Below are 22026 nucleotides of genomic sequence, written 5' to 3' on the forward strand. Positions count from 1 at the left end.
GGGGGTGTCCACCATCGTGTGTACTCCGCTTGACCCGTCGCGACTACACGGGTGTAATCACAGCAGTGTCATTCGCCGCTGCAGGGGGCGGCGTTTCGCCACAGGGGAGGTGGCGGAGAGGGACACACGGCAACCAAAGGGGGCCACGCCATGGAGCGACTGGACACCCCCGTCCTCGGGTTGAACGTTTTTGACCTGTTCGACGAGGCCGATGAAGAGCAGGAGTGGCAGGAGCGCGCACTGTGCGCTCAAACGGATCCCGAGGCGTTCTTCCCCGAAAAGGGCGGATCGACGCGGGAGGCCAAGCGCATCTGCTCCGGCTGTGAAGTGCGCAGTGAGTGCCTGGAGTACGCGCTGGCCCACGACGAACGGTTCGGCATTTGGGGCGGGCTTTCGGAACGCGAGCGACGCAAACTGAAGAAGCGAGCCGTCTGAACTCATCAGGGCACCAGCAGGGCACGGCACGCACCGTGCCTGTCCTTGCCGTGCTCGTATGCCATGACGGCGGCCGCTGGCTGCGCGAGGCCTTGGCCGCGCTTTCCCGGTCCTCGCTGCGGCCAAGACATGTAATCGCGGTCGACACCGGATCGTCGGACGACACGCCGCAGATTCTCTCGGAAACTCTGCGTGAGTCCGGCGGTCTGGTGGATGAGGTGCTCTCGCTGCCGCGGGACACCGGGTTCGCCGAGGCCGTCCACGCCGGCGTCGACCACGCCGTGGGGCGGTGGGGTGATCCCGGCGGCTGGATCTGGGTGCTGCACGACGATGCGGTGGTCGCACCCGACTGCCTCTCGGCGCTGTTCAGCGCTGCCGACCTCGGCGAGTCCATCGCGCTGCTCGGACCGCTGAGCCTGGACTGGGCCGATCCCCGGCTGGTCGCCGAGGCAGGGCTGTCCATGGACGCCGCGGGCCACCGCCAGACGGGACTCGGCCCGGCCGAGCTTGTCACCGGGCGGGAACAGAACAGCGAGGTACTCGCCGTCGGCTCCGCGGGTGCGTTGATCCGCCGCGAGGTGTGGACCGCGCTGGGCGGCTATGACCGGGCGCTGCCGCTGCTGCGGGAGGACATCGACTTCGGCTGGCGGGTCAACCACGCCGGTCACGTGGTGCTCACCGTGCCCGCCGCCCGCATCCGCCACGCCAATGCCGCTTCGACGGGCGAGCGGAGCCCGGACGCGTTGGGCGGGGACACCCACGAGGGTGCGGCGCGCAGGCATGGGACGCGCACGTTCCTGGTCAACTGCTCGCTGGCGGCGTTCACCGTCGGGGTGCCGCGACTGGTGCTGCTGAGCCTGTTGCGGTCGCTGTGCTTCCTGCTGGTGCGCAGGGTTGTGCTGGCCAGGGCCGAGCTTTCGGTGGTCGGGTATCTGATGGGTGGACGCGCCGAGTTGTTGGAGGCGCGTCGGTTCCGGCGGGAGTCCGTGCCCGGCAGACCCGCGCTGGCGAGAGGCACCAGGGGGCTGCTGACCAGCCGCTGGACCCGGCTGCGCAACGCGGTCTCCGCACTGGCCACGGCTTCCCTGCGGCACCGCATCGCCGAGGCCGCGGCCCGTGAGGAACTCCCGGCAGACCTCGCGCGCTGGGCCGCCCCGGCCGCCACTCGCCCCGACCTAGCCGGATTGCCTGTAGGTGATGCGGGTCCGGGTGCCGGCCTCGCGGGTCGAGCCGAGGCCGGTGCGGAACCGGGCGTCGATCTTGTGGGCCGAGTCGATGCCGGAGCAGAACCGCCTGCCGACCTCGCGAGCCCTGCCGCCGGTGAGGCGCCGCCCGCAGGCGTTCCAAGCTGGACCACGTCTTCAGAGCCCGCCGTGCCGCGGCCGATGCGTCCGCTGCGCGGTCCGGAGGCGCTGCCCGCCGGCGCGCCCGGCGCCCGGCTCGGCGCCAGCCGCCCGCTCACCGCGGGCCTTCGCCGCCCGCAGCGCACCGTGGTGGTCCCGGCGCCCGAACCACGCAGGCCATCGCCCGTGCCCCGCGACGGGTCCCAGCCCCCGCAGCGGGATCTGCTGCTGGTCGAGGTCGACCGGTACCGCCTGCTGCGCGAGGTCCTGCTGGCCCCGCCGCTGCTGCTCACACTCGCCTTGGCGGTGCTGAGCCTGGTCATCCACATCGACCGGCTCGGCCTCGACCTGGCGGGCGGCAGGCTGCTGCCGGTGCCCGGCCTCGGCGCGGTCTGGCGCGAGTACCTGTCCGCCTGGCATCCGGTGGCGGGCGGCACCTCCGCCCAGGCCCCGGCCGCCCTCGGCGTGCTGGGGCTGCTCGGCATCCCCCTCGGCGGCCCGGCGGCGGCGACCTCCCTGCTGCTGCTCGCCGAGCTTCCCCTCGCGGGGCTGTCCGCCTACCTGGCGGCGGCCCGCCTACCGGCCCCGCGTCCGGTCCGGGCGCTGGTAGCCGGCGCCTACGCCCTGCTGCCCGCCGCCGTCAGCGCCGCGGGCCATGGGCAACTCGACGTGGTGGTGGTGCACCTGCTGCTGCCGCCGGTGCTCGCGGGTATCGCCGCCATCCTGTGGCCCGCAAGGGTGGATGGGGCGGCCCGCCCGCTGTTGCCCGCGGCGCTGGCCACCGCGCTGGCCCTTGCCGTGGTCGGCGCGTTCTCACCGCTGACCTACCTGGCGGCGGTGCTGTTGACCATCAGCGGCTTCCTGGCGCTGCCCGGCTCGCACGGCGTGGCGGCCCGCCGTGGGCTGGCGATCTTCGTGGTGGTGCTGCTGCCCGCCGTCCTGCTCATGCCGTGGCCGGTGGCGTTGCTGACCTCTCCCGCGCTGGTGCTGCACGGGGTCGGCGCGGCAGCCGTCGTGCCGACGACGCATTGGACCGGCGCGATCGTGCTGGCCGCCGCCGTGGCCGCGGTGGTGCTGCGCCCCAGCCGTCCGATGCTGATTCCCGCCGCGCTGGTCGTGGCCGGCATCGCGGCGGGCGCCGCGGTGACCCTGCTGCCGCAGGCCCCCGTCGCGGGCGGCGCCGCGGCCACGGCGGGGCTGGGTGTGCCGAACCTGTTGGCGGGGACCGGGATGCTGTGGATCGCGCAGGTGGCGCTGAGCCGCACCCGGTTGCGTCTGCGCCCGGTGCTCGCCGGGGTGCTGGTCGCGGCGCTGGCCGTGCCCGCGGTGTGGCTCGGATCGGCGGGACCGCTGCGCGAGGACGGCGGCCTGACCCTGGCCAACCCGCTGCTCGACGAGGTGGCCAGGACCGGCTCGGCGGTCTTCATCGTCGGCCGCCCCGACCACGCCGAGCCGCCGCGCCTGGTGATCGGGCGGATGCCGCGCTTCGGCGACGACGACCTGCCACCCGCGGCGGGCGCGGTGGCCCGGCTGCGGGACCTGTCCGACCAACTCGCCTCGGGCCGCGCGAGCACCACCGTGTTGGCCGACCTCGCGGCCGCGGGGGTGCGGTATGTGGTGCTGCCGGACGAGCGGTCGGCTGCGCAGTTGCGGACGGCGGGCGGCGACCTCGTGACCGGCGCTCCGTCCGCCTCGGATGGGCGCCCGGTGCTCCGGCTGCTGCTGCCCGCCTCGCCCGCGATGCTGCTGTCGCCCGAACTGGCCCGCCAGGCCCGCACCGGCGGCAGCCCGCCCGCCGAGTTGGAGCCGCAGGGCATCGCCACGGTGGACGCCAGGCTGCCCGCGATCGCGGTGCGCACCTCGGACGGCTCCGACGGCAGGCTGCTGGTGCTGGCCGCCGAGTTCGAACCCGGCTGGCGGGCCACCGTCAACGGCCAACCCGCGGGCCTCACCCAGGCCTGGGGCCATCTGGTCGCGGTGCCGCTGCCCGCCCGCAGCGCCGAGGTCGGAGTCGAGCAGCCCGGCACGCTGCGCTCGGTGCTGCTGCTCGGCCAAGCCGCGGTCCTGCTGTTCACGGTGATCACCGCGGTGCCGTCGCCGAGCCGCCGACGCAGCACCTACTGGTGAGACCGCGGCGCGTACCGTCCGGGGACATGGCCAACCGGGAAGTAGCAGGACACGTTCTCCGCCGCCCATCGCTGCCCGAGCACATGCTGGAGCCCAAGCAACTGGATCTCGGCGGCGCTTTCGAGATCGAGGACGCGCGCAGCGAGCAGGCCGACCAGTCGGGTGTCAGCGGCTCGGGGTCCATCATCCGCGCCGACCTCGACCGGCTGACCGCCTGCGAGCTTCGGCTGGACGAACTCACGCTGTCCGATGTCCGGATCAGCAACGCCGATCTGTCCAACGCCTCCCTGCAGGAGGTCACCGTCCGGCGGGTCGAGCTGCTGACCACCAGGGCCATCGGCATCCAGCTGTCGCTGCGCACGGTCAGCGACGCCTACCTCGCCGATGCCCGGTTCGACTACGGCGTGATCCACATCGGACAGGTCAAGGACGTGATGGTCTTCCACCAGTGCTCCTTCCGCGAGGCATTGGTCCGCGGGAACCTGTCCAACGTGGCCTTCGTGGACTGCGACCTGGCAGGGGTGGAGTTCGCCGCCCAGCGCGCGGACAATTGCGACCTCCGCGGATCACGGCTGGCGGGCACCCGCGGCTTGCGCACTCTCAAGGGCGCGGTGATCACCGCAGGGCAGGCGATCGAGGTGGCCGATCAGCTCGCCGTGGAGCTTGGATTGGTTCTTGACGGGTAGTCACCATCTTGCCCAGTTGCGTCACCATTAGAGTTGGCACATTGGGGTCAATGTCCGCCATTTCGACAACCCTGCGTGTTTTACTTGTACGTAAACCATCGGCCGCGCAACGTTTGGGGTACGCATGGCACGGAAGGGCCCTCCTGCAATGGGCGACTTCCCGCCACGAAACGGCCCGCGGCCGACCTCGGCAAGCCCTGATGCCGACCCGCCACCCGAGGGCATCGGCCTTGTTCAACCGTCAACCTCCTGCAGTTGAAGGGAACCCTGATGCGCCCACTCGTCAAAGCCCTCCCGGTCGCGCTCAATAGAGCGCTGAACGCAGTGCGCCCAGGATTCCGATCGATCTTCTCGGCCTTCGGCCTCACCGAGCCACAGTGGCGGGCCATGCGCGCGCTCTGGGATCACGTCGGTGAACCCGACATGACCCTGTCCGAACTGGCCGGTGCCAGCTTCGTCGACCCTTCGGTGCTGGTGGGCGTGCTCGACCGGCTGGAACGCGATGGGCTGGTCATGCGCACCCGCAGCCAGCAGGACCGGCGCCGGGTGCACATCTCACTTACCGACAAGGGCCTCGCCCTGCGCGACGATGTGGAGCCGCTGGTCGAGGAGGCCTACAACCGCCTGGAGACGCTGCTGGCACCCACCGAGTGGGAGCAGCTTTACGACCTCCTCGACAAGCTGAGGGTGCGTGCGGTCGAGGTCAAGGGCGGCTCGGAGGACAATTGGCTGGCTGACTGAAACAGGCGGGAGGACCGGGCCGATGAAGCGCCGATGGCCTGCGGCCGTCTACCGCGATGGTCAGGAGCCCGATCCCCGTTTCAGCTTCGCCGACGAGCGGACCTTCCTGGCCTGGATCCGCACGGCGCCGGCGCTGGTCGCCGCCGCCGTCGCGGTGGAACTCCTCGCCGCGCATCTGGACGGCTCGCTGCGCCCTGGTGATCGTGCTTTCCCCGGGTTAGCGGCCTAAACAGGGTGATAGCGACGTTATTCCAAGGTTGAGGTCGCTAACGCGAGGACAGGGGTCAGGATTCGCCGTCGATCACGCCGGGGTCAAGGCCGAGGTAGCTGGCGACCTGCTCGACCAGCACGTCGTGCACCAGGTCGGCGAGGTCGGCGCCGTCGCGGGCGCGGGCCTCCAGCGGCCTGCGGTAGAGCACGATGCGGGCCCGCGTCGGCATGCCGCGACGGTCCACGCCCGCGGGCACCAGCCGGGCCAGCGGCACGTTGCCGTCCTCGACCACATCGCTGCCCCAGGTCACGGCGGCCACATCGGTGTTGATCACCTCGGGCACGTCGTCCACCGCGACGTCCAATTGGGCAAGCTCGTTGTGCCACCGCTGCTCGATCGGCTCCAGCGCCTCGAGCACCATCGCGTCGAACCGCTCCGACCGGCTGCGGGCAGCGGGCAGCGTCGACGGAAACAGCTGCCCGCGCAGACCCCGCCCATGCCTGTCCCGACGCCTGCCGACCGCGGGTTTCCTTCGAGCCGTGACCACCCGATGAGAGTACGCCGTCGCACCGACGTCCCTCCCGCCCGACACCGACCGGCAACCTAGGGTGACCGCGTGGAGCAACGACTGAGCATGATCACCCTCGGCGTCGCGGACCTCGACCGCGCCCGAGCGTTCTACGCCAGGCTCGGCTGGGTGGACGCCTCCGGCGAGCCCGACATCGTGATGTTCCAGGCAGCGGGCGTGATCGTCGCGCTGTGGGGCCGCGCCGACCTCGCCGCCGACTCCTGCGCGGCGGACCGGGGTGGCTGGGGCGGCATCACGCTCGCACAGAACCTGCGCTCACCCGAGGAAGTCGACGCGGTGCTCGCGCAAGCCGAGGCCGCGGGCGCGACGATCATGCGGCAGGGCGGGGAGACGTTCTGGGGCGGCTACTCCGGCATCTTCCACGATCCGGACGGACACGCCTGGGAGATCGCCTACGGCTCCGGCTTCACGATCACCGACGACGGTGCCACCCTGCTGCGTGCGTGAGCAAACGCCCGCGAAATCCGCGCTGTCGCAGCGTGTCGGTGAAGTCAACCGGTGTGCCTGCCACTGCTCGGTGATCGAGGGCGCTATCGTCGCACCGTGCGGAGTGTGAGACGGTGCTCGCGAACCGGGTGCGTTAACCCGGCCGTGGCGACGCTTACCTACGCCTACGCGGATTCCACCGCAGTCGTCGGACCATTGGCGAGCTACTCCGAACCGCACAGCTACGACCTGTGCGAGGAGCACGCCATGCGATTGACCGCGCCGCGAGGCTGGGAGGTCGTGCGGCACGAGGGTGAGTTCGTTCCGCCCCAGCCCACCGTCGACGACCTCACCGCCTTGGCGGAGGCCGTCCGGGAGGCCGGTCGCGCCGAGCCGCCGCCTCCACCCGAGACGATCAAGAACACCGGTCGCCGCGGACATCTGCGTGTGCTGCCGGACCCCGACGAACAGTAGGCCGACCGCCGGTCCGCGCCCGCCGGTAGGCTGCGCGCGACAGCCCTTCGGGAAATGCTGATCATGTCGGGAGACGCGGTGCGGGACCTGTCCGCCATCATCAAGGCGTACGACGTTCGTGGCCTGGTAGGCAAGCAACTCAACGCCGAGATCGTGCGGGACATCGGCGGTGCGTTCGCCCGCCTCGTCGGCGGTCCGGCCGTCGTGATCGGCCACGATATGCGCGACTCCTCCCCGGAGCTCGCGCAGGCCTTCGCCGATGGCGTCACGGCCCAGGGCGTCGATGTGATCAACATCGGGCTGGCCTCCACGGACATGCTCTACTTCGCCTCCGGCCACCTCGAGCTGCCCGGCGCGATGTTCACCGCCAGCCACAACCCCGCCCAGTACAACGGCATCAAGCTGTGCCGCGCGGGCGCCGCCCCGGTCGGGCAGGACAGCGGGCTGGCCGAGATCCGGCAGATGGCCGAACAGGGCGTGCCCGCCTTCGACGGCAAGACCGGCAACGTCGGCGAGCAGAACGTGGTCGCCGAGTACGCCAGCTACCTGCACAGCCTGGTCGACCTGAGCGCCAACCGGCGGCTCAAGGTCGTGGTCGACGCGGGCAACGGCATGGGCGGCTACACCGTGCCCAAGGTCTTCGAGGGCCTGCCCTTCGACGTGGTGCCGATGTACTTCGAGCTCGACGGCAACTTCCCCAACCACGAGGCCAACCCGCTCGACCCGAAGAACCTGGTCGACCTGCAGGCCAGGGTCCGCGAGGTCGGCGCCGACGCTGGTGTGGCCTTCGACGGTGACGCCGACCGGTGCTTCCTGGTGGATGAGCGCGGCGAGCCGGTCAGCCCGAGCGCGATCACCGGGCTGGTGGCCGTGCGGGAACTGGCCAAGGAGCCGGGCGGCACGATCATCCACAACCTGATCACGTCCAAGGCGGTGCCGGAGATCGTCGCCGAGCACGGTGGCAAGCCGGTGCGGACCAGGGTCGGGCACTCCTTCATCAAGCAGAGCATGGCCGAGACCGGCGCCATCTTCGGCGGCGAGCACTCCGCGCACTACTACTTCCGCGACTTCTGGCGGGCCGACACCGGCATGCTGGCCGCACTGCACGTGCTGGCCGCCCTCGGCGAGACGAAGGCGCCGCTGTCCGAGCTGATGGCGGAGTACAACCGCTACCAGGCCTCCGGCGAGATCAACTCGACCGTCGAGGATCAGACTGGGAGGATGGCGGCGGTGAAGGCGGCGTTCTCGGGCCGCCCCGATGCCACCACCGACGAGATGGACGGCCTGACCGTCGACCTCGGCAGCGAGGGCTGGTTCAACCTGCGGCCGTCCAACACCGAACCGCTGCTGCGGCTCAACGTCGAGGCGCCGTCCGGGGAAGCCGTGGCCAAGCTGCGGGACGAGGTTCTCGCGATCGTGCGGGCCTGAGCAAGGAGAGACCATGGCTGTTCAGCTCGACAGCACCCTGCTGGAGATCCTTGCCTGCCCGTGCCCCAAGCACGCCGCACTGCAGGTCGGCACCCCCGACGACCCCCGGGCCGACTACCTGAGCTGCACCGCCTGCGGGCTCAGCTTCCCGGTCAGGGACGGGATTCCGGTACTGCTGCTTGACGAGGCGGTGCCATCGGCGGTTGTCTCGACGCACGCTCCCGACACTGAAACCGTTTCTCCTGCCGACAGCGGCGGGACCCCGACGAGCGGGTGATATGACGGTGCTGGATGACAGCCTGCTGGACGAGCCGTCGCGACTGACCGAGACCGACACGGCGGGTCTGCTGCGTTCCGCCGCCAGTGCGGGCGCGCAGTTCCGTGCCACCGGGGAGACCGCGGCCGAAGTCGGCCTGGCCGACCGCCTCGGCGGGCTGCGCCCCCGGGCGCTGGTGCTGCTGGCCAGGCCCGGTGTCGGCCCGGCCGTGATGCAGCTGCTGGCGAGCCTGCTCGGGCCTGCCGCCCCGGTGCCGGTGCTGGTCACCGACGTGGTGCCCAGCTGGGTCGGCGCACTGGACGTGGTCTTCGCCCACACCGACGACGGCCACGATGCCGCGCTGGCCGAGTCCGTGGACCGGGCCGTGCGCCGCGGCGCCCAGGTGGTGCTGACCGCGCCCGCGGACGGGCCGGTGGCCGCCGCCTCCGCGGGCCGCGGGCTGCTACTGGTGCCCCGGGTGCGCACCGCGCCCGGCTTCGACCACCACCGCGCGCTGGCGGCGGGCCTGGTCACCACACAGGCACTCGGCTTCTTCCGCACCGACACCGCCGCCATCGCCGACGAGTTGGACCGCGAGGCCGAGCGCAGCCACCCCATGCACGAGTCCTTCGTGAACCCGGCCAAGGCGCTCGCGCTGCGGCTGGCCGAGCGGACGCCGCTGCTGTGGGGCATGGACCCCGTCGCCACCGCCGTCGCCGCGCACGGCGCGATGATGCTCGCCGCCTTCGCAGGCGTGGTGGCCGATGTCGCGGGCTACCCGCAGGTCGTGCACCGGCCCGCCCTGCACCGGGCGGCGGTCACCGCGACCTCCGGCGCCGACATCTTCTCCGACCCCGAGGACAACGCGGGCCAGGCCAGGGTGCTGCTGATCGGTGTGCGCCGCGGCGTGGCCGAGTCGGCGGCCATCCACGCCGCGGGCCAGGCGCTGCCCGGCGCGGACGTGGTGGTGCCCGCCGAGGAGGTCGACGGGGACGTCGCCCTGCTCGCCGCGCTGCTGAACCTGCGCTTCGACCTCGCCGCCGTGTACCTGGGGCTGGCGACGGGCCTGCTGGGCGGACCCGGACTGCTCGCTCCCGCACCGGCCAACGGTTAACGGGCGTTGGCCACGGCGTCGGGCATCGGCGCTAGGGTGAGGATCAACGCGGCGCCAAAGGTTTGCATCGCACCGGCTTTCGGGGCAGGCGGCGGCCGGCGGATCGCGCCTAGTGCGGAAGAGGAATCGGGAGCTGATTGTGGAGCTGCTGCGAAATGCGGTGCGCCCGTATGCCTGGGGTTCGCGGCACATCATCGCTGAGCTGCTCGGTCGCCCGGTGCCCGCACCGCATCCCGAGGCCGAGCTGTGGCTCGGCGCCCATCCCGCGGACCCTTCGGTGCTGCTGCGTGCCGACGGCACCGAACCCTCGCTCGCCGAGGTGCTCAAGCAGGACCCGGCGGGGCAGCTTGGTTCCGCGGGCGTGCAGCGTTGGGGCGACACCCTGCCGTTCCTGCTCAAGGTGCTGGCCTCCGAGGAGCCGCTGAGCCTGCAGGCCCACCCCTCGCTGGAGCAGGCCGCCCAGGGCTATGCCAGGGAAGAGGCTGCCGGGGTTCCCATCGACGCGGGAAACCGCAACTACAAGGACCCCAACCACAAGCCCGAGCTGATCTGCGCGCTCACCGAGTTCCACGCCCTCGCGGGCTTCCGGGACGCGCACCGCACCGTGGAACTGCTGGAGTCGCTGGCGGTTCCGGAACTCGCCGCCTACGTCGAGTTGTTGGCCAAGCAGCCCGACCCGGAAGGCCTGCGGGCGTTGTTCACTACCTGGATCACGTTGCCGCAGCCCGCACTGGAGCAGTTGATCCCCCGGCTGCTGGAGGGCTGTGTCGAGCACTGCAGGCTGCGCGGGCCGTTCTCGCTGGAGTGCCGCACCACGCTGGAGCTCGCGGAGAACTACCCCGGTGACGCTGGTGTGCTGGCCGCGTTGCTGCTCAACCGCCTGGTGTTGGCGCCCGGCGAGGCGATCTACCTGCCCGCGGGCAACCTGCATGCCTACCTGCACGGCAGCGGAATCGAGATCATGGCCAACTCCGACAACGTGTTGCGAGGCGGTCTGACCCCGAAGTACGTGGACGTTCCGGAGTTACTGCGGGTGCTGGACTTCAGCTGCGGCGACATGCCGGTGCTGCGTGGTGAGCTGGTCGCCGAGTACCTCACCGAATACCGCACCCCCGCGCCCGACTTCACGCTGTCCCGCCTGGACTTTCCGCTCGACGGCGATGCCACGGCCGAGGTGCGGCTGCCCGCGGGCGGTCCGCAGATCCTGCTCTGCACCTCCGGGGCCGTGGAGTGCTCGGCGGCCGACGAGCAGCGGATCTCGCTGAAGCGCGGGAACTCCGTGTGGGTCGCGGCCGGTGATCCACCGGTCACGGTGCGTCCCAGCGGCGTCGACTCCCCGGCCCAGGTCTTCAGAGCCGCAACGGGACTCTAAGCACATTTGCCGGGTAGTGCGCGCGGAGTGCCGCGCCGTCTGGCATGGTTTTGCCGACTCGGTGCACTGAACGTTCGGAGGGGTCGTGGCAGCAGGAGGCGGAACCAAGGCGATTCTGGCGGCATTGTTCGCCAATGCGGGCATCGCCATCGCCAAGTTCGTCGGGTTCCTGATCACGGGATCGTCGTCGATGCTCGCCGAGTCGGTGCACTCGGTGGCCGACACCTCCAACCAGGGCCTGCTGCTCTGGGGGCAGCGGGCGGCGCGGCGGGAACCCTCGCAGCTGCACCAGTTCGGTTACGGCCGCTACCGCTACTTCTACTCGTTCGTGGTGGCGCTGCTGCTGTTCAGCCTCGGCTCCGTGTTCGCCCTGTACGAGGGCATCCACAAGCTGGAGTCGCATGAGCCGCTGACCTCACCGTTGGTCGCGGTGGTCATCCTGGTGGTGGCGATCGGGCTGGAGACCTACAGCTTCCACACCGCCATCAAGGAATCCAGGCTGGTCAAGGGCGACGCCACCTGGTGGCAGTTCATCCGCCAGTCCAAGACCCCTGAGCTGCCGGTGGTGTTGCTGGAGGACGCGGGCGCCCTGTTCGGCCTGGTGCTGGCGCTGTTCGGCGTCGGGCTCAGCGTGCTCACCGGCGACGCGGTGTGGGACGCGATCGGCACCATCAGCATCGGCGTGCTGCTGGGCGTCATCGCGATCATTCTGATCATCGAGATGAAAAGCCTGCTCATCGGCGAAGGCGCCGACCCGAAGGTGCAGGACACCATCGTCGCCGAGCTGGAGTGCGGCAAGGTCGACCGCGTGATCCACATCCGCACCCAGTACCTCGGCCCCGACGAACTGCTGATCGCGGCGAAGATCGCGATGGTGCCCGGTCTGGAGCTGGACCAGATCGCGCAGGCCATCGACGACGCCGAGCTGCGCGTCCGCAGTAAGGTCCCGGCGGCGAAATTGATCTATCTGGAGCCTGACCTTGACCGCGCCGCGGTGAAATAGTTCCCGAGATCGCTGCTCTTCTCGGGTGATCTGAGCACCGGAACGGACCCGCGTTTGTCATGCACGTCCGAAAACGGACAAGTAACGCATTGGTTCCGGTTAAATCACCTGATTGGACAGTCGATCACGAACCGTTATGTGGAACGGGCTTTCCTTACAGTCGTTCGCGACTACTGTGCCCGTGACGTCGACCACGTGGGGCGATCACGATAAAGGGGTCCACAACGCAACCCCTCGGGGCTCACGAGGCCGAGTTTTCACTGCAATACGCGGGAGGGGCTTTGCCAGGGAACGGACTTTGGCGCACCAAGACGGTGGAGCAGTCCATCGCCGACACGGACGAACCGGACACCAGGCTACGCAAGGATCTGAGTGCCTGGGATCTGATCGTCTTCGGCATCGCTGTCTGCATCGGCGCCGGTATCTTCACACTGACCGCGAACGTCGCCGGTAACACGGCGGGCCCCGCGGTCTCGCTGTCCTTCGTGATCGCCGCGGTGGCCTGCGGGTTCGCCGCGCTCTGCTATGCGGAGTTCGCCTCGACCGTGCCGGTCGCGGGCAGCGCCTACACCTACTCCTATGCCACTTTCGGCGAGTTCGTGGCCTGGATCATCGGCTGGGACCTGATCCTGGAGTTCGCGCTGGCCGCCTCGGTGGTGGCCAAGGGGTGGTCGGCCTACCTGGCCGAGGTCATCTCGCTGACCGGCTCCAAGATGACGGTGACATTCCAACTCGGCGGTATCACCGTCGACTGGGGCGCGATGCTGCTGATCGTGGCGCTGTCCACCCTGCTGATCATCGGCACCAAGGTGTCCTCGCTGGTCAGCCAGGTCATCACCGCGATCAAGGTCGGCGTGGTGCTGCTAGTGGTCGTGGTCGGCGCGGCCTACATCGTGCCGAGCAACTACACCCCGTTCATCCCGGAGGCCACCTCCGGCGGAACCACCGGCGGCAGCGGGCTCGACCAGTCGCTGCTGTCGCTGATGCTGGGCTCGACCAGTAGCACCTTCGGCCTCTTCGGTGTGCTGGCAGGCGCCTCGCTGGTGTTCTTCTCGTTCATCGGCTTCGACGTGGTGGCCACCACCGCTGAGGAGACCAAGAATCCCAGCAAGGACGCGCCGCGCGGCATCCTCGGCTCGCTGGCCATCGTGACCGTGCTCTACGTCGCGGTCGCGCTGGTGCTTACCGGCATGAGCAACTACACCCAGCTTCAGACCAAGCCCGACGGCACCACGCCCACGCTGGCCACCGCCTTCGCGCTGAACGGCGTGAACTGGGCCGCCACGGTCATCTCCATCGGTGCCTTGGCCGGTCTGACCACGGTCGTCATGGTGATGCTGCTCGGCCAGAACCGGGTCGGCTTCGCCATGGCCCGCGACGGCCTCGCCCCGCGCTGGCTGGCCAAGACCGGCAGTCGCGGCACGCCGGTCCGGCTCACCGTGATCGTCGGCATCCTGGTCACGCTGGCCGCGGGCGTGGTGCCCTTCGAGGACCTCGCCGAGATGGTCAACGGCGGAACGCTGCTGGCGTTCATCCTGGTCTCCGCGGGTGTGATCATCCTGCGCAAGCGTCGTCCGGACCTGCCGCGCGGGTTCAGGGTGCCGCTGGTGCCGCTGATCCCGATCCTGGCGATCCTGAGCTGCCTGTGGCTGATGGTGAACCTGGCGGCGTGGACCTGGATCCGGCTGCTGATCTGGCTGGCCATCGGCCTCGGGGTGTACTTCCTGTACGGCTGGCGGCACTCCGTGCTGGGCAAGGCGGAGCGCGGCGAGAAGCCCGACCCGGTCGACGTGCCGGTCGGCTGACGGTGTGATCGCAAGCTGGGGGCGTTCCGATGACGGGACGCCCCCAGTTTTTTGGCTGAAGTCGCTCATCACCGGGCAAACCGGCGCTGGGTAAGGTTCCAGCCGTGATTGACTCAGTTCTCGTCGCCAACCGTGGTGAGATCGCCCGCAGGGTGCTGCGAACCGCGCGGCGCCTCGGCATCCGCGGCGTCGCCGTCCACTCCGACGTCGACGCCGACCTGCCCTTCGTGACCGAGGCCGACCAGGCCGTGCTGCTCGGACCGGCGCCCGTCGCCGAGTCCTACCGCAACGCCGAGCGGGTGCTGGCCGCGGCCAAGGAGTCCGGCGCCGCCGCGATCCACCCCGGCTACGGCTTCCTGTCGGAAAACGCCGACTTCGCCCGCGCCGTCTCCGACGCCGGCCTGATCTGGGTCGGCCCGCCCGCCGAAGCGATCGCCGCGATGGGCGACAAGGTCGCCGCCCGCGCCGCCATGGCCGCCGCCGGTGTCCCGGTCGCCCCCGGCTCGCCCGATGCCGTGTCCACCGCGGACGAAGCGGTGGCGGAGGCGGAGCGGATCGGCTTCCCGGTCATGATCAAGGCCGCGGCCGGTGGCGGCGGCATGGGCATGGCGGTGGCCAACGATCTCGACGCGCTGCGCGCCGAGTACGACAAGGTCACCGGTTTCGCCGGACGGCTCTTCGGCGACTCGAGGGTGTTCATCGAGCGCTACTTCCCTCGGGTGCGGCACGTCGAGGTGCAGGTGCTCGGCCTGGCCGACGGCACGGTCATCGCCCTCGGCGAGCGGGACTGCTCGGTGCAGCGGCGCAACCAGAAGGTGGCGGAGGAGACCCCGTCGCCCGCCGTGGACGCCGTGCTGCGTGAGGCGATGTGCGCCGCCGCGATCAAGGCCGCCGAGACCGTGTCGTACCGCAACGCGGGCACCGTGGAGTTCCTGCTCGACCCCGCCACCAAGGAGTTCTTCTTCCTGGAGATGAACACCCGCCTCCAGGTCGAGCACCCCATCACCGAGGCGATCTTCGGTGTCGACCTTGTCGAGGCCCAGCTTCGGGTCGCGGCGGGCGAGGACCCCGGTTTCGACCCGGCGGCGTTGTCCGCGACCGGCCACGCCATCGAGTTGCGCGTCAACGCCGAGGACCCCAAGCGCTTCCTGCCCGGCCCCGGCGCGGTCAGCGAGTGGACCGAGCCGTCCGGCGAGGGTGTGCGGGTCGACTCGGGCTACGCCGCGGGCACCAAGGTCACGCCCGCCTACGACTCGCTGATGGCCAAGCTGGTGGTGCACGGCGCCGACCGAGCGCAGGCGCTGGAGCGCGCCCGCGCCGCCGTTGCCGGGTTCACCATCACCGGACCCAAGTGCAACCTGGCCTTCCACGCCGAACTGCTGGACAACGCCGAGTTCATCGGCGGGGACTACGACACCGGCATCGTCGGCCGCATGCGCGCCTAGCCCGCACGACGTGCGCTCGTAGCCGTCACCGGCGGCGCCGCCCTACGGTGGAGGGCGCTGCCGGTGAGGGAGGTTCGGTGCACTTCGGTGTCTCGACGATGATGGACGGGGCGGGCATCGCGCCCGGCGAACTGGCGGTGGCGCTGGAACAGCGCGGCTTCGAATCGCTGTTCGTCGGTGAGCACAGCCATGTGCCGGTGCACGCCAGACCCAACGGCTCCGACCGCTGGCACCGGTATGCCGACCTGCCCGATCCGCTGGTGCTGCTGTCCTTCGCCGCGGCGGCGACCAGCAGGCTGCGGCTGGGCACCTCGGTGCTGCAACTCGCGCAGCGGGACGCGATCACCACCGCCAAGGCCACCGCGACCCTGGACCGGCTGTCCGGGGGCAGGCTGCTGCTCGGCGTCGGCACCGGCTCGATCCCCGAGGCCCAGCGCAACCACGGCGTGCACCCCGGCGAGTCGGCCGCGGTGCTCGCCGAGCGGGTGCTGGCCATGAAGCGGATCTGGCAGGCCGAGGAGGCGGAGTTCCACGGTGAGCACGTGCGGTTCCGCCCGCTGCGCTCCGGCCCGCGTCCCGCCCAACAGCCGCATCCGCCGATCCTGCTCGGCGGCTCGGGGCGGCACGTCTACCAGCGGGTCGTGGAGTACGCCGACGGCTGGATGCCGCTGTACACAGGTGGTATCGGGCGGCTGATCGCCGGGGTGGCGCGGCTGCGCCGGGTGGCGCAGCGGTACCGGCGACCCGCGCCGCCGGTCACCGTGGTGGCGGTGGAACCGGCTCCGTCGATCGTGGAGCAGCTGGCGGATCTTGGCGTGCAGCGCATCGCGCTTGACCTGCCGCGCGCCGACCGAGCCGAGACCGAACGCCTGCTGGACGGCTACCAGCGGCTGGTCTGCCGTTGAGCGGAATTCGGCCGTTGGTCGCACGGTATTCACCGGTCGGCGGCGTGGAATTTCGGCACCTGGGCAGTTCCGAATGTCTTTCGGCGCCCGCCGTCAACCGTTCGTCGCACATGCAACTGCATCGGCGCGTGCGGTCACGCATGCTCGTTGCGGTGTCACACAGAGGAGCCCGGCGACCTCGGTCCGTGATCATCTTCTCACGGCGGCGTCGCCTCGGGGCATCCGCGATCACACGGAGGGTATGACGTGCGCGTTCATCTCGACATCGACGGAGTGCTGCTGGCCGAGGCCAGCCGACTGGCCGGAACCGCCAACAAGCAGGTCGCCATCGAGACCGCGCTGCGGGAGCTGATCCGGCAGCACAAGATGCGGCGCGTGATGGAGCAGCGCAGCAGACTCAACCTGATCGGAACGCCGATCTCACATGGGACTCGCATCTGAACCAGGCATGCCCAGCGCGGACCCGCCCGCCCGCTGCGGCTTCATGATCCGTACCTGCGAGGCCCGCTCGCCCTCGTACACCGAGAGCAGCGAGATCGGGCCCAGCGCGAAGTAACACGTCCACAGCGCCCAGATCTCCCGCCAGTGGTCCTCCTGCGGGCTCATCGTGCGCACCGGCAGGCCTGCCTCGGCGGCCTCCTCCGGTCCGATCACCGCCGCATGCGAGTGCGGCGCGTGGATCAGCGGTTTCGCGATCTGCCTACACAACCGGACGACCTCGGCGGACGCCCGTTCCGGGTTGCTGCCCACGGCCTTCTTGGCGAGGTCGCCGATCTCGGACAGCGCGGAACGGGCGAACTGGACGGTGGTCATGTCGATGCCCGCCAGCATCGCGACGTGCATGGGATAGGTGTCCGGGCGTTTGGCGACCTCGTCCAGTGCCCGGTCGACGGCCGCGATCAGGTCCTTCGCGCTGACATAGCCTCGCTCGGCGACGAGGACCTGCGGGTCGATGGGCCCCAGGTCGGAGGTGAAGCCCATGACGATCTCGTGTGCGCCCAAGGCCAGGATGGTCGCCGCGCTCTTGGCCGCCTCGGGAACGAGGACGACGAAGCGACGGCAGGACGCCTGGGCCATCCTGGCCAGCCGGACGGCGGCTTCCCCGTCGCCGCCCGGCGAGCACAGCAACAGATGCAGGTCCTGATGGGGCCGAACATCGTGCATGAGTTCAGCGAACAGTGAGATGCTTTCCGGTGTGATCTGATCGATCATGACCACCAGATTGCAGTCATGCCGCTGCCCGTACCGGCGGATCATGGCCTGTCGTGAGAAGCGGCGTTCATGCTGCGCGCGGTACAGCGGGGTATAGGTACCCAGGTAGCTCAGGCCTTGTGGCGAGCTGCCAATCTCGACATGGGTACCGGGCGCTCCGGCTTCGGCTGCATCGTCTGGCGGCCCAGCTCCCACGCCTCCACCGCCCTTGCCGCCCGAGCATCCCAATCCTTTACATCATCGGGCTCCGGGACCACGTTTGACGAGTCTCGGGTCATGGTGTGCCCTCCTTGCCTAGTGAAGAACACCAAGGTACTGGCGAGTTGGTGGTGCGGTGGCCACATCACTCTAATGCGCAATTGAACCGTACGTACGGTGTAGCGCGCCGAGGGCCGAATTTCCAGGGTTTGCGCCTACCAGTCCTGGCGCGATGATGCAATTGGCAGTCATCGCAGCACAGAGGTGCATTGCAACACCGTGATCCGGGCGGCTCGGCTAGGTTCAGCCGGTGCCTGCTGATCGAATCCTCTGTGTCGACGTCGGGTCGACTTGGACGAAGGCCGCCCTCCTCGTCATCCCATCGGGTGACTTGATCGGCACCGCATCGCATCCAACCACTCCGGCCGAGGTCCTTCGCGCTATAGCTGCGGTCACTAACGAACTTTCCGCTACCGGGGTACCCGTTCTGGCGTGCTCATCAGCGGGCGGCGGCCTTCGTCTCGCCGTGGTCGGCCAGGAGCGACTGATCAGCGCCGAGGCCGGCCACCGGGTGGCGCTCTCCGCGGGTGCCAAGGTGGTGAATATCAGCGCGGGCCTCTTGGACGGCGCGGGCATCCGTGCGTTGCGCGCCGCGAAGCCGGATGTGTTGCTGCTGGTCGGCGGCACCGACGGCGGTGACGAGCGGGTGCTGCTGCACAACGCGGGCCGACTGGCCCGCGCCCGGATGCGCTGCCCGATCGTCCTGGCGGGCAATGCGTCGGCACGCGATACCGCGATCGAGTTACTGACCGCCGCCAAACGCACGGTGACCGCCACCGAGAACGTGCTGCCCGATGTCGGCGAACTCGCCCCGGCGGGTGCCCGGCGCGCGATCCGGGAGATGTTCCTGCGGCACGTGATCGGCGGCAAGGGACTTTCGTCCGGTCCTCGTTTCCGGCAATTGGTCCGGACGGTGACTCCGGACGCGGTGCTCACCGGAGTGGCCCAGTTGGCCAGGCTGATTGCCGAGGAGGAGACCGCGGGCGCGGTGCTCGTGGTCGACGTCGGCGGCGCCACCACCGACGTCTACTCTGCGGTGTCCGGCGCCGACGACCAGGCGGGCAGGCACTCCGTCGAACTGCCGCCGGACCGCCGCACCGTTGAAGGCGACCTCGGCATGCGCTTCTCCGCGCCCGGCGTCATCGCCGAAGCCGAGGCCGAACGCCTGCTCACCGAGGGCGAACTGCCCGCCCTGCGCGCCGCCGCCGACCTCCGAGAGTCCACAGTGGACTGGCTGCCACCCGACGCGCGGTCGCGTGCCGAGGAGATGCGCATCGCCGCGCTGGCCACGGTCATCGCCCTGCGCAGGCACATCCGCCTGGTGGACGGCCGCCTCGGCCCTCAAGGCGCGGGTCTGCTCGTGCTCTCCGGCGGGGTCTTCCGCCACGCGGACCCGACCGAGATCGCCGCCGTCGCCGACTACGTCCAAGCGGACCCGGTACTGCGCCCGCTGCTCAAACACGCCTCGATCACCGTCGACACCCGCTACGTCCTGGCACCGGCGGGTCTACTCGCCGACGCGGGCCACCCCGCCCCCGCGTTGGGACTGCTCCGCGAACTGAGACCCGTCTGAAGCTCGTGAGTGGGGAGTTTCCTTCTCACGGGAACTGCACCCTCACGAGCCCTGCGCCGTGGGGTTGGGGTGGGCGCCGAGTTTGAAGGCGCCGTGGCCGTTGGATAGCTGCACTTCGGGCGAGGGACCGCGGACTGGGGTGAGGCCCGCCGCCATCGCGATGGCCCGATCCCATTCCGGGTCGGAGCAATAGTCCGCGTGGCCAAGCACGCCGGGGTTCCAGCGGTGGTTCTCCACCGGCGCGTGCTGCGGGTCCGGCAGCCAGTGGTCGCCGCCGAGGACCAGAGCGCCGGTCGGTCCGCGTTCCGCCGCGGGCAGGGCGCCGACGCCGCCCTCGGTGCCGAGCCCGGCGCGGAAGCCGACGCCGAGCAGTCGCCCGTCGCGGACCTGGCGCCACCAGGTGCTCACCGCGCCGCCCAGCGGATCGGTGCCCCGGCACAGCGACCGCCACCGCCCGCCCAGCGCGTCGGCGAGCGAGACCAGCGAGGAGTGCGGCACCGCGGCCGGGAACGCGCGGGCGTACGCCCACTGCAACTGCGAGCCCACCGTCACCAGCCCGAGCCGCTCCACTTCCGTCGGTGAAAGCTCGCCGACCAAGCGGGCTGCGGCCACCGCGGCGAGCAAACTGCCCTGGCTCTCGCCGACCAGCACGACGCGGGTGGACGGGTTGGCCAGGTGCTCGCGAACTCGCGCGACGAGTTCGGGGATCACCTTCAACGCGTAGCAGGGCGGCACCGCGGGGTGTGTCTCCCGTGGCCAGAACGAGGCGAGGTCGGCCAGCACACCCAGCCTGCGGGCCTGCTCCGGTTTCCGCGCCGCCAGGTAGACCGCGCGCAGCACCGCGGCCGCGGCGCCGGTCAGCGTCGCGATACCCAGCGCCCACAGCGCGCTGCTCCACCCCGGCAGCCGCACGCCCGCCACCCAGCAGACGACCGCGACCAGCGCACCGGTGCCCAGCGTTCCGGCGATCACCACCACCGCGTGGTGCACGTGTCCCCGTTGCAGGCCCGCCCGCCACCAGGCGTTCGCGGCGCGCTGTGCGTCGGCGTCGTTGTCGCCGTGCAGGAGCCGAAGCTCCGGCGGGACGAACCGGCCGCGGCGGCGGGCGACGAACCGCGTCAGCAGCAGGACGGCCACCAGCGGGATCAGCAGCGCCGCCCACAGCACGGTGCTCGCGCCCCACAGCAGGGCGACCCAGCGATAGGCCGCGGGCAGCACCAAGCTGTCGTCGACGGCCTGCCGCACGGTGACCGCCAGCCCGGCGCCGAAGCCGCCGCCCAGCATGCCTGCCAGCACCAGCAGCGGAGCCGCGAGCCAGCCGCCCGCCCAGGGACGCAGGGCCCGCGGCAGACCAGGCTGCCTGGCGAGCACTGCCGCCGGAATGAGCAGGAAGCCGATCAGCAGGCAGCACACCGCGAGCAGCCCGCCGACCGCCGCCAGCGTGGGGTCCGAACCCGGCAGCGGACCCGCGCCGGGCTCGGTCAGGGTGATCACGCTGGCCAGTCCGGCGGCGCCGAGGCTGAGCAGCAACAGCCGGGCAGACCTGCTCAACAGCAGCCGCCTGTGCGGCGAGCGGCCGGTCGGATCGTCCAGCAGCAGCACGGTCAGCACCACGCCGATCAGCAGCCCGACGCAGATCCACCACAGCGTGGCCGTCCCGGGGTCAGCGGGGAGGACCGGTCCGCCGAGGGCGAGCAGCGCGGTGGTCAGCAACGCGGCCGTGGTGTGCAGATCACGCAGACCCGGCGTGTCCGGGTCGGCGATCACGCCCGACCCCGGCAACTCGGCCAGCGGCGTGGTCGCGGTGTCCCTGGACGGCGCGCCGACCTTCCACTCGACGGTGGAGATGCGGTGCATGACCAGGATGGCCAACGCGACCGGCGCGAGACCGACGAGGTTGCGGGCAAGATCAGACGTACGCACCCAGCCCGGCGCCATGGACAGGCAGTCCGAACCGGGCGAAAGGCACTGGGTGGCCAGCAGATCCATGCTCACCACCCCTAGCTGGGTGACGAACAGCAGCGTGAGCAACAGGGCGACCAGCCGCAGCAGCGCACGCAGGACCGCTGAGAGCCCGGGGGAGACCGCCTTCGGCAGCATCCAGTGCGCGACGTTGGCCAGCGAGAACGGGAACAGCAGCGCCCAGATGGACTTGGCGAAGCCGCCCGAGGTCATGCGGCCCCACAGGTAGCCCTCCACGATCCGCGAGACCGGTCGCCCCGCCGCGTACAGCACCGGGCCGGTGGCCGGACGGCGTAGCCGGTCGGCGGGCCGCACGATGCGGCCGACGCCGTCGCCCGCCACGTCCACCGCGACCACGGAATCGGTCAGCTGCTCCCCGGAGGTGCCGAGGATGCCGTGCACGCGCAACTCGACGACCCGGGTGTCCGGTCCGGCCAGCAGCCCGGCCGGGCTCAGAGGCGTCGACACAGTGCTCCTTCGGCATCACTAGTCGTGAGGAATGATCTCCAATTGTGGACATTGCGTGATGCGTCCAGGTCATCAGGGTCCTGACCGGCCCGCCTCACCCATTGATATCAACGCTCGATTCGTCCGCCGGGGTTCATCCGAGCACCACGAGATTGCCCTCTGAGTCGTGGCTCATACCGATTTCTTGCGCTCC

General features: G+C 70.5%; 20 protein-coding genes. 17 read left to right on the forward strand and 3 right to left on the reverse strand.

All coding sequences use genetic code 11. The annotated features are described in order from the left end of the window. Positions 1–150 precede the first annotated feature (150 nt). The 5 genes from ACU6XJ_RS14665 to ACU6XJ_RS14685 all read left to right on the forward strand — a co-directional run bounded on the left by ACU6XJ_RS14665 (position 151) and on the right by ACU6XJ_RS14685 (position 5561). Entirely contained in the window at positions 151–435 is a 285-nt protein-coding gene (locus tag ACU6XJ_RS14665; protein WP_476311136.1) for a WhiB family transcriptional regulator, read from the forward strand. Positions 436–470: 35 nt separating this feature from the next. Beyond that, positions 471–3905, forward strand: a complete 3435-nt coding sequence (locus ACU6XJ_RS14670) for a glycosyltransferase (RefSeq protein ID WP_476311139.1) — start codon at positions 471–473, stop codon at positions 3903–3905. A 26-nt stretch (positions 3906–3931) separates the two neighbouring features. Further along, complete coding sequence (locus tag ACU6XJ_RS14675) at positions 3932–4591, forward strand: pentapeptide repeat-containing protein (protein ID WP_476311142.1); 660 nt, start codon at positions 3932–3934, stop codon at positions 4589–4591. Between the two features lie 270 nt (positions 4592–4861). Then, positions 4862–5332, forward strand: a complete 471-nt coding sequence (locus ACU6XJ_RS14680; protein WP_476311144.1) for a MarR family winged helix-turn-helix transcriptional regulator — start codon at positions 4862–4864, stop codon at positions 5330–5332. Positions 5333–5354: 22 nt separating this feature from the next. After that, positions 5355–5561, forward strand: coding sequence for a YidH family protein (locus ACU6XJ_RS14685; protein WP_476311146.1), 207 nt, complete (start codon positions 5355–5357; stop codon positions 5559–5561). A gap of 55 nt (positions 5562–5616) precedes the next feature. Here ACU6XJ_RS14685 and ACU6XJ_RS14690 read toward each other — a convergent pair whose 3' ends face one another. Continuing rightward, positions 5617–6090: a metallopeptidase family protein gene (locus ACU6XJ_RS14690; protein WP_476311149.1), complete on the reverse strand. Its 474-nt coding sequence runs from the start codon at positions 6088–6090 to the stop codon at positions 5617–5619. Positions 6091–6159: 69 nt separating this feature from the next. Between ACU6XJ_RS14690 and ACU6XJ_RS14695 the strand changes: the two genes are divergently transcribed. From ACU6XJ_RS14695 to ACU6XJ_RS14745, 11 genes are all read left to right on the forward strand, one after another. Then, positions 6160–6579, forward strand: a complete 420-nt coding sequence (locus ACU6XJ_RS14695; RefSeq protein WP_476311152.1) for a VOC family protein — start codon at positions 6160–6162, stop codon at positions 6577–6579. Between the two features lie 96 nt (positions 6580–6675). Next, on the forward strand, positions 6676–7032 hold the full coding sequence (locus tag ACU6XJ_RS14700; protein WP_476311155.1) for a DUF3499 domain-containing protein: 357 nt from the start codon (positions 6676–6678) through the stop codon (positions 7030–7032). A gap of 78 nt (positions 7033–7110) precedes the next feature. Continuing rightward, positions 7111–8460, forward strand: a complete 1350-nt coding sequence (locus tag ACU6XJ_RS14705; RefSeq protein WP_476314019.1) for a phosphomannomutase/phosphoglucomutase — start codon at positions 7111–7113, stop codon at positions 8458–8460. Between the two features lie 13 nt (positions 8461–8473). Then, complete coding sequence (locus tag ACU6XJ_RS14710) at positions 8474–8737, forward strand: Trm112 family protein (protein ID WP_476311158.1); 264 nt, start codon at positions 8474–8476, stop codon at positions 8735–8737. A 1-nt stretch (position 8738) separates the two neighbouring features. Continuing rightward, positions 8739–9830 carry an SIS domain-containing protein gene (locus ACU6XJ_RS14715; RefSeq protein WP_476311160.1) on the forward strand — a complete coding sequence of 364 codons (1092 nt, stop codon included), beginning with the start codon at positions 8739–8741 and terminating at the stop codon, positions 9828–9830. Positions 9831–9969: 139 nt separating this feature from the next. Beyond that, positions 9970–11202, forward strand: a complete 1233-nt coding sequence (gene manA / locus ACU6XJ_RS14720) for a mannose-6-phosphate isomerase, class I (RefSeq protein WP_476311163.1) — start codon at positions 9970–9972, stop codon at positions 11200–11202. A gap of 85 nt (positions 11203–11287) precedes the next feature. Beyond that, positions 11288–12205 (forward strand): cation diffusion facilitator family transporter, encoded by a 918-nt coding sequence (locus ACU6XJ_RS14725; RefSeq protein WP_476311166.1) that lies wholly within the window; start codon positions 11288–11290, stop codon positions 12203–12205. A 281-nt stretch (positions 12206–12486) separates the two neighbouring features. Continuing rightward, complete coding sequence (locus ACU6XJ_RS14730) at positions 12487–14010, forward strand: amino acid permease (RefSeq protein WP_476311169.1); 1524 nt, start codon at positions 12487–12489, stop codon at positions 14008–14010. 104 nt (positions 14011–14114) lie between these two features. Then, positions 14115–15455, forward strand: a complete 1341-nt coding sequence (locus tag ACU6XJ_RS14735) for an acetyl-CoA carboxylase biotin carboxylase subunit (RefSeq protein ID WP_476311172.1) — start codon at positions 14115–14117, stop codon at positions 15453–15455. A 77-nt stretch (positions 15456–15532) separates the two neighbouring features. Then, on the forward strand, positions 15533–16360 hold the full coding sequence (locus ACU6XJ_RS14740; RefSeq protein WP_476311175.1) for a TIGR03619 family F420-dependent LLM class oxidoreductase: 828 nt from the start codon (positions 15533–15535) through the stop codon (positions 16358–16360). 246 nt (positions 16361–16606) lie between these two features. Further along, positions 16607–16801: a type II toxin-antitoxin system VapB family antitoxin gene (locus ACU6XJ_RS14745; RefSeq protein ID WP_476311178.1), complete on the forward strand. Its 195-nt coding sequence runs from the start codon at positions 16607–16609 to the stop codon at positions 16799–16801. Here the strand turns inward: ACU6XJ_RS14745 and ACU6XJ_RS14750 are convergent. Continuing rightward, on the reverse strand, positions 16781–17572 hold the full coding sequence (locus ACU6XJ_RS14750; RefSeq protein ID WP_476311181.1) for an SDH family Clp fold serine proteinase: 792 nt from the start codon (positions 17570–17572) through the stop codon (positions 16781–16783). The two genes, ACU6XJ_RS14745 and ACU6XJ_RS14750, sit on opposite strands and share 21 nt — an antisense overlap. 508 nt (positions 17573–18080) lie before the next feature. Here ACU6XJ_RS14750 and ACU6XJ_RS14755 point away from each other — a divergent pair. Beyond that, positions 18081–19403 carry a glutamate mutase L gene (locus ACU6XJ_RS14755; protein WP_476311184.1) on the forward strand — a complete coding sequence of 441 codons (1323 nt, stop codon included), beginning with the start codon at positions 18081–18083 and terminating at the stop codon, positions 19401–19403. A 42-nt stretch (positions 19404–19445) separates the two neighbouring features. Here ACU6XJ_RS14755 and ACU6XJ_RS14760 read toward each other — a convergent pair whose 3' ends face one another. Then, positions 19446–21833, reverse strand: coding sequence for a hypothetical protein (locus ACU6XJ_RS14760; RefSeq protein WP_476311187.1), 2388 nt, complete (start codon positions 21831–21833; stop codon positions 19446–19448). Positions 21834–22026 lie beyond the last annotated feature (193 nt).

The sequence above is a fragment of the Actinorectispora metalli genome, assembly GCF_056323685.1.

Bases quoted from the DNA above. Each gene is read 5' to 3' on its own strand.
- ACU6XJ_RS14680 (WP_476311144.1), top strand. From the start codon at position 4,862: ATGCGCCCACTCGTCAAAGCCCTCCCGGTCGCGCTCAATAGAGCGCTG.
- ACU6XJ_RS14685 (WP_476311146.1), top strand. From the start codon at position 5,355: ATGAAGCGCCGATGGCCTGCGGCCGTCTACCGCGATGGTCAGGAGCCC.
- ACU6XJ_RS14710 (WP_476311158.1), top strand. From the start codon at position 8,474: ATGGCTGTTCAGCTCGACAGCACCCTGCTGGAGATCCTTGCCTGCCCG.
- ACU6XJ_RS14675 (WP_476311142.1), top strand. From the start codon at position 3,932: ATGGCCAACCGGGAAGTAGCAGGACACGTTCTCCGCCGCCCATCGCTG.
- ACU6XJ_RS14715 (WP_476311160.1), top strand. From the start codon at position 8,739: ATGACGGTGCTGGATGACAGCCTGCTGGACGAGCCGTCGCGACTGACC.
- ACU6XJ_RS14665 (WP_476311136.1), top strand. From the start codon at position 151: ATGGAGCGACTGGACACCCCCGTCCTCGGGTTGAACGTTTTTGACCTG.
- ACU6XJ_RS14750 (WP_476311181.1), bottom strand. From the start codon at position 17,572: ATGATCGATCAGATCACACCGGAAAGCATCTCACTGTTCGCTGAACTC.